The following is a 7,118-nucleotide window of genomic DNA, read 5'->3' on the forward strand; positions in this document are numbered from 1 at the left end:
CGGTGGCCGCCCACGAGTGAATGGCGCTGGGTGGCATCTGCGGGAACTTGGAGAGGGAAGAGGCCTCAAGCGCGGGTGCTGACCCGTGGGCGAGCAGGCCCTCATGCTGGGTCCCATGCTGCCCCCTCTGAGCCCGTTCAAAAAGTGCGAAACTCGAACTTTGGGGGATGGGGCTCGCCGGCTCCTCCCCCGCCTTTGCCTCCGCACCGGGCTTTGCTCACCCTCCTCCCAGCAGCCAACCCCTCAGGTAGGCTCTTGTTCACCATACCTCATACGACACTCCTTCGTCGGCTGGGTGTGGGCGCTTCCTTCGGATCAGGATTGCTGCTTCAAGCAGGCCCCTGCGTTCGGTTGGGTCCCGCCTCCACGCAAGTGCCCGGCCCCACTCAGTTTCCGGGCTCTACGACCCCAGACAATGAATCAGGCCTGCCGTGGAGGGTGGGAACCCCCTGGAATCGGAAGCTACTTTCCGGCGACGCGCACTTCGAGCTTCGCCGGGACTCGGCCGAGGCTCGGGTTACCACGAGTCCCGTCCCGCCTACTTTTGCCCGAGCATCGGCACCAGCACGCTTCTTAACGTTTGTTCGATCACAGGCGTGATATGTTCGTCCTGTCCCTCAAGGAAGATGACGTTACATTCCAACCCATCAAACTCCAGGCTTTCAACCAAGCGCTTGTCTTTCTCGACAAAGCCCCGCAGGAATCGCTCTTGGACTTTGGTCAGCTCTAGCGTTGGCATCTCGGTGCCACCCAATTTCATGGCTCCCGTTCCCGGACCGCAGCTGTAGTGTTCCTTCAACCTCGTGAAGACAGCTCCGCCAGACCGCTTCCCGACGTAGAGAACGTGCTCGCCGTTCTCGGCGCATTGGCCCTTGTGAAGACTCAACCAGAGCGGATTCGGAACCGGAAGAAAGAAGTTCAGAAGGCGGGGCTCGTTGCTCCCTCGAGGTTTTGACATCACCCAGAGGGACTTATCGGAGCGGTTTTTCTTGGCATATTGCTGGTAAAGGTGCACTCGACGCTGCCAAACGGACAGAAATGTGGCTGGTGTGCAACTGAGCCGCCAGATGTAGATTCCATTGACACTATCTGGAAGCTTTTGCGTCAGCGCTTCTTGGAAAGTCTCCAATTGGTTTGGGATTTCCGAGGCGGTACGAACCTTGAATAGCCGAGTCGAGGCATCGACAAGAGACTTTGCCATACGATCGACGTGGCGAACAAATGCATCGACATCCAGGAGGTAAGGGAAGTTGCTTTTCATTTTCAGACCATTCGCAATGACTCACTGGCGGGCCCCTATCCTACCTGAGACTTCTATCGCCCACCCTGGTTCAAGTACGCCTTCCCTGAACTGCAGAAGCGCGGGGGCGGCAGCGTCATCCTCACCTCGTCCATCATGGGCGTGGCGGGGTTCCCGGCGCACTCAGCGTACACCACCAGCAAGCAAGCGGTGGTGGGCATGGCGCGCGCGCTGGCGCATGACGGCGCGCCGTTCCACATCCGGGTGGACGCGGTGTGCCCGGGCGTTCCGACGGTGGCATCACCGACGGCCTCCTGTAGTCCGAGCAACTCCAATCAGGAGGCGCTCGTCTACAGCATCCAGGACCGCCGCCCCTCCGCTGGCTGAGGGGCGCGCCTGCCTTCAGTGCTCCGCGGCGGTCGTCTCGGAGGAATCCTCCCCCGAAAACCTCGGGTCTGGTTCCTCCGGACAGTCGATGTCCTCGTGGAGGAACTCGACGCGTTCCTCGCAGGTGAGATGGCGACCCACGTCGAGCTTCGCGAAGGCCTTCGCATTCCAGCGCCAGTCGGGCCACAGGCGCACGGTGCCATCCCGGCCAATGGTGAGCAGACGGGTGCTGTCGCGGTTGATGGCGACGGTGCTCACCGGGCCGCGGTGACCCCAGAATGTGGCGAGAGGCTTGCCCGAGGCGGCCTCCCATATGCGTGCCGTGCCATCCGTGGATGCCGTGAGGATGTATGAACTGTCGCGGTTGAACGTCATGGCATTCACGGCCTCGGTGTGGCCTTCGAGTCTGATCATGGGCTTGCCCGAGGAGGCATCCCAGACAATCCCCTCGCCTTGGTAGAAGACCGAGAGGACACGCGAGTTGTCCGGACTGAGCTGCGCTGACCACAGAGCGAAGTTGGTGTGGAGGGTCAGGAGGACTCTACCCGAGGAGGTGTCCCACAGGCCGATGTCACCACCGTTGCCGATCGTCAAGAAGTGTGTGCCATCGGGGCTGAACTCTATGCGGGTTTTCGGAGGAAAGCCGCTTTTGACTTCGACGAGCCTCTTTCCTGAAAAGGCATCCCACAGCGACATGGTACTGGTCCCCATGCGCGGTAGCTCTTTGGGTGGGGGCTGGGTGGATGGCTTTTCGGGAATGGTTTCCATGGAAATGTCATGAGTGAGGGCCCGCGTGCCATCTGGGCTCAATGACGCATCCATCAACATTCCAGAAGAGCCATCGCCAGATGAGACGCCGAAAGTGACCAGGGGCTTGCCGGAGGAGGTCTCCCAGGAACCCACGCTCTTTTGAGAGGCGATGAAGACCCGTGTGCTGTCTGGACTGAATGCCGCCTCGAGCAGCCCTCGATGAGAACCCGCGAAGGTGGAGAGGGGTCTGCCAGAGGCGGCCTCCCACAAGCGCGCGGTGCCCTTTCCTGAAACGGTGAGGATCCGGGTGCCGTCCGGGCTGAAGCGCATGGTGCCCGGCGCTTCGGCCTCGCCTTGGAAGCTGAACAACGAGGCGCCGGACGAGACTTCCCACGAGTGCACGAGTCCATCGGGGGACGCCGTGAGAACTCGCGAGCCGTCCGGACTGAATGCCGCTGGCTCCGTGGCCTTGAAACGTCCCTGAAGGGTCGCGAGACGTTTGCCAGCGGTGGTTTCACTCAAGTGGGTGGTATTGCCCTCGGAGGTGAGGAGACGCGAGCCATCCGGGCTGAACTCCGCCGCTACCTGGTCCTTGGCATCATCCTTGAGCGTGGCGAGTGGCTTGCCTGCAGTGACATCCCAGATTCGCGCGGTTCCATCGAAAGAAGCCGTGACAATCCGCTTCCCATCCGGGCTGAACTCCACTGACCGCACCGAATTTGTATGGCCCTCGAGGTTGATGAGGGGCCTGCCGGAAGCCACGTCCCACAGCCGGGCGGTGTCATAATAGGCGGTGAGGATGCGTGAGCCATCCGGGCTGAAGGTCACCCACCCGATCGGGCCAGGGTGGCCGTGGAGGGTGGAGAGGTGCTTGCCGGTGGCGGTCTCCCACAGGCGCACGGTCTCATCCCTGGAGGCGGTGATCACCCTGGTGCCATCTGGACTAAAGGCCGCGGAGTTCACTTCCTTGGAATGGCCGTGGAGAGTGAAGAGGGATTTGCCGGAGGAGGCATCCCACAGGCGCGCGGTGCCATCGTCGGAGGCGGTGAGGACTCGCGAGCCATCTGGATTGAACACCGCGGAGTTCACTTCCTTGGAATGGCCGTGGAGAGTGAAGAGGGATTTGCCGGAGAAGGCATCCCACAGACGCGCGGTGCCATCATGCGAGGCGGTGAGGACCCTAGAGCCATCTGGGCTGAACACCGCCGTGCCCACCACATCGGAGTGTCCCTGGAGGATGGCGAGCAGCTTGCCCGAGGAGGCATCCCACAGGCGCGCTGTGCCATCATGCGAGGCGGTGAGGAGTCGCTTCCCGTCGGGGCTGAAAGCGACAATCCACACCACGCTCGAGTGACCTTCCAGCGTGAAGAGCTTCTTGCCGGAGGAGGCTTCCCACAGGTAGGCGATGCCATCGCGGGTGGCGGTGAGCAACCGCGTCCCATCCCGGCTGAAGGCCACAGTGGTACCCTTGAAGACCGCGACGAGTCTTCCCGAGGAGGCGTCCCACAGGCGTGCTCTGTTGTCATCGGCGGTGGTGATGAGCCGCGTGCCGTCTGGGCTGAAGGAGGCTTGGAAGAGGAAGGCCCCGTTTCCTGGCAGCACCATCAGGCAGGGCTCCCTGCTCCATTCGTCGAGCAGCTCGCCCAAGGTGGCGACCGGCGCGAGGCGCTGGGCCTCCTGGAGCAGCAGGAGGGCCCGCTGGGGATCCTCCCGGATGCTCTGACGTGCGCTCAGGACCAGCTCACGTGAGAAGCCGACGCGTTTCTCCTGTTCCGCTCGTTGATACTGCCCATAGAGCAGGGCGAACGCCGCCAGGAGTCCGACGACGAGCCAGCGCAGCTGGCGGACCGACTGCCGCACTTTCGCAGCGCTCTCGGCCTCGAGCTTGCGCCGCGCTTCCGTCTCCTCGGCGAGCCGGCGTGCCGCCTCGACATCTCGCCGGGCCTGCTCCTCCTTGTCTCGCTGATGCTGGTCGCGCTGGAGGAGGCTCGCGGTGAGGAAGTCGCTCTCCAGCTGGTTGAGCAGCGTGGGCTTGTGCTTGAAGAGTTCCTCGGCCTCAAGCAATCGGGCACCGGTGGAGAGATAGCCGGCCTCGCGGCCCTTCTTGTCCCACTCCTCGGCGTCTTCCAGGAGGCGGCGCTCGACCCGCAGCTCGCGCCGGTCTTCGTCCAGCCATCTGCGCAGGGTGGGCCAGGTGAGGATGAGGATTTCGTGGGCCATCTCGACGCTGCCCTTGTCCACGACGATGAGCCGGGCCGCGGGTCCGGACAGCACCCGCAGCACGTGCTCGACGCGTGCATCGGGAATGTCCCCGAAGCGGAGCTCGACCAGAGGCACCCGGCGCCGGGTGTCCTCGCGGCCTTCACCCAGTGACGTGAGGCGCACCAGGAGCAGCCGCGCCACCTCCTGCTCCTCCGGGCCGAGCGCGTCGTAGCAGGCCTGGGCTCGGGTCTGGAGAGCCCGGGAGATGCCCCCACTGCGCTTGTACGCGTCCAGGGTGAGCCATTCACCCTTCCGAGCCCGCCAGAGCTGGTCCAGGGTGTCCTCAAGCAGCGGCAGCGCTCCGGGCTCCCGCGAGAACTCCTTGAGGATGGTGTCGAGCAGGCCCCGCTCCAACGTGGCGCCCACCTTCTGCGCCGGGCGGAGGATAACGTCGTGCAGGGCCTCCTCGTCGAGGCTGCCCAGCAGCACCGCGCGGTCCTGCAGCAACCGCCGGAGGGGCGCGAGGTCCAGGCAGCGGTTGAAGAAGTCGGCGCGCAGGGTGATGAGGATGCGCACGGGGCCACTGCCCTCGAGCGCCGCATCCTGCAGGTTGGCGACGAAGGGCTCCCGCTCACCCGGGCTCCCGTTGCTCGGGGCATGGGTGAAGAGCTCCTCGAACTGGTCCACGACCAGGATGCACGGGCCGGGCCTGTCCGCGGTGAGGGTGGTGAGGGTGGTGCGCAGGCCGTCCGGGCTCTCCAGGAAGCGCCGGTGGAGGGAGTCGGACAGGGTCAGCCGCTGCTCTCCCGAGGCCTCCCGGGCGGCGATCGCATCCGCGAGGGCACGCAGCGGCCTGTCGCCCGGGCGCAGCGTCCAGGTGCGAACGCAAGGCCCGAGGATGCCGCCCGGTTGCTTCAGGCGCGGCAGCACCCCGCCCAGCACCAGCGAGGACTTTCCACTGCCAGAAGGCCCCACCACGGCGACGAACCGCTCACGCTCAATCTTCGCCAGGGTTTGTTCGATGTCGGGCTCACGGCCGAAGAAGTACTCGCCGTGGGCCTCATCGAAGGCGAGCAGGCCCCGGTAGGGGGCGGGATCTTCTGGGAGCGTCAGGCTCTGTCCAGCGGGAGCGCGTCCCTTGATGCCCGCAACTAGGCGAGCGAGTTCCGCCTCGCTGTCGAGTCCCTCGCGAAAGTCGACGTAGGTGCGCAGCCCGATGAAGCCCGCCAACTGCTCGGGAGTGGCGCCGGGCAGCAGAACGGGAATGAGGCGGAAATCCGCGCGCGAGCGCACTGCGCGACTGAGCGCCAGCTGCATCTCCTCGTTGTGCCAGGGGGCGGGGGCGGAGGGGCCGAAGAAGACCGCGGCCGTCTCGCTCTCGGACAGGGCCTGCGCCAGCGCGGGGACCCAGGGCGCCCCTGGGATGAGGTGCCACTTGTCTAGGAAGGGGTGGAGACCCTGCTCCCGGAGCCGTCGGGCGATGTGCTCGACGGCGGGCTTGTCCGTGCTGCTGTGCGAGAGGAAGACGTCGTACAAGCGAGTCCTCGAGGGTTGACCCTGCCGCGGGCAGCATGGACCAGGTTGAAGCCTTCGGCCAACCCACGGCAAGTGGGATTCGAGGGCCCGGTTCCAGAACGGCTCGTGGAGTGTCCACGAAATCGCTGGACATAGTCAGGAACGCCTGAGCGATCCACTCGCGCATCTGGGGGAGGGCCGGAGACTACCACCCCCGCGACTTCGTCCACGAACTTCGTATCCGCTGCACGGCCCCCGTCTGGTGCCAGCCTTTGTGAGCAGCGCAGAGTGGCGCGGTGGACACGAGACCATCACAGCCGGCGTTATCAGGGCGGTCCGTTCGCCGCAGCCTGCTGTTGCGGAGGCGGGGCGAGGGGCTGCGGGAGGGTGAGAGGGCCGAGCTCAGCGGCGAGTTCCCGGGTATCGAGGCGAGCCCGCGTGCTTGCCCAGTAGCGCGGGGCGAGCTCGAGGTAGCGGTCTCTGGGCCAGTGGGCGAGCACGCGGAAGAGGTCTCGCAGGTAGGCCTCAGGGTCGAGCCCGTGCAGGCGCGCCAAGGCGACGAGCGAGAGGATGTGGCCAGCGCTCTGGGCGTGACCGTCGCTGCCGACAAAGAGCCACGCCTTCCTGCCCACAGCGATGTGCCGCAGGGCGCGCTCAGAGCGATTATTGTCGAGGACGATACCGGTGGGCACCCACGGAACTTCGCCAGGCCCGCGCTCAAAATGCCGTGCCTGGAAGTCCTATGGGACCTGCGCTCGACCGAGACGGAGCGCTCTCGCCAGAAGCTCCGATCGGCGGCTTCGATTCCCGCCGCCTCCAGCAATGCGCTCACTCCAGACGACCGGTCTTCTCGATCTGCGCGCGGACCAGCTGCGCGTAGGCACCTCGGCGCAAGAGCAGCTCCTCGTGGCGTCCGGACTCGACGAGCTGGCCCTCGTCCATCACCAGGATGAGATCCGCGTCCACCACCGTGCTCAGTCGGTGGGCGATGACGATGCGCGTGCAGCGCAAGGAGGCCAGCGCC

The 7,118-nt window shown here is 65.2% G+C and carries 3 protein-coding genes and 2 pseudogenes; 1 reads left to right on the forward strand and 4 read right to left on the reverse strand.

Annotated features, from left to right (window positions below):
• Positions 1 to 538 precede the first annotated feature (538 nt).
• On the reverse strand, positions 539 to 1,261 hold the full coding sequence (locus VD972_RS01760) for a hypothetical protein (protein ID WP_324979763.1): 723 nt from the start codon (positions 1,259 to 1,261) through the stop codon (positions 539 to 541).
• An 84-nt stretch (positions 1,262 to 1,345) separates the two neighbouring features.
• Between VD972_RS01760 and VD972_RS01765 the strand changes: the two are divergent.
• A pseudogene (locus VD972_RS01765) lies at positions 1,346 to 1,627 on the forward strand (SDR family NAD(P)-dependent oxidoreductase); the annotation flags it as partial.
• Positions 1,628 to 1,642: 15 nt separating this feature from the next.
• On the opposite strand, the gene VD972_RS01770 reads toward VD972_RS01765, so the two are convergent.
• From VD972_RS01770 to VD972_RS01780, 3 genes and pseudogenes are all read right to left on the reverse strand, one after another.
• The gene (locus tag VD972_RS01770) at positions 1,643 to 6,115 is read right to left on the reverse strand and encodes a TIR domain-containing protein (RefSeq protein ID WP_324979766.1); all 4,473 of its coding nucleotides are present in this window, start codon (positions 6,113 to 6,115) and stop codon (positions 1,643 to 1,645) included.
• A 305-nt stretch (positions 6,116 to 6,420) separates the two neighbouring features.
• Entirely contained in the window at positions 6,421 to 6,786 is a 366-nt protein-coding gene (locus VD972_RS01775) for a transposase domain-containing protein (RefSeq protein ID WP_324979769.1), read from the reverse strand.
• A 136-nt stretch (positions 6,787 to 6,922) separates the two neighbouring features.
• Positions 6,923 to 7,118 (reverse strand): annotated as a pseudogene (locus VD972_RS01780) (metal ABC transporter permease); the annotation flags it as partial.

It is taken from the genome of Hyalangium sp. (assembly GCF_035629615.1).
In the GTDB taxonomy this organism is placed as follows: domain Bacteria; phylum Myxococcota; class Myxococcia; order Myxococcales; family Myxococcaceae; genus Hyalangium.

Coding starts and splice junctions, on each gene's coding strand:
- VD972_RS01760 (WP_324979763.1), bottom strand. CDS start 1,261: ATGAAAAGCAACTTCCCTTACCTCCTGGATGTCGATGCATTTGTTCGC.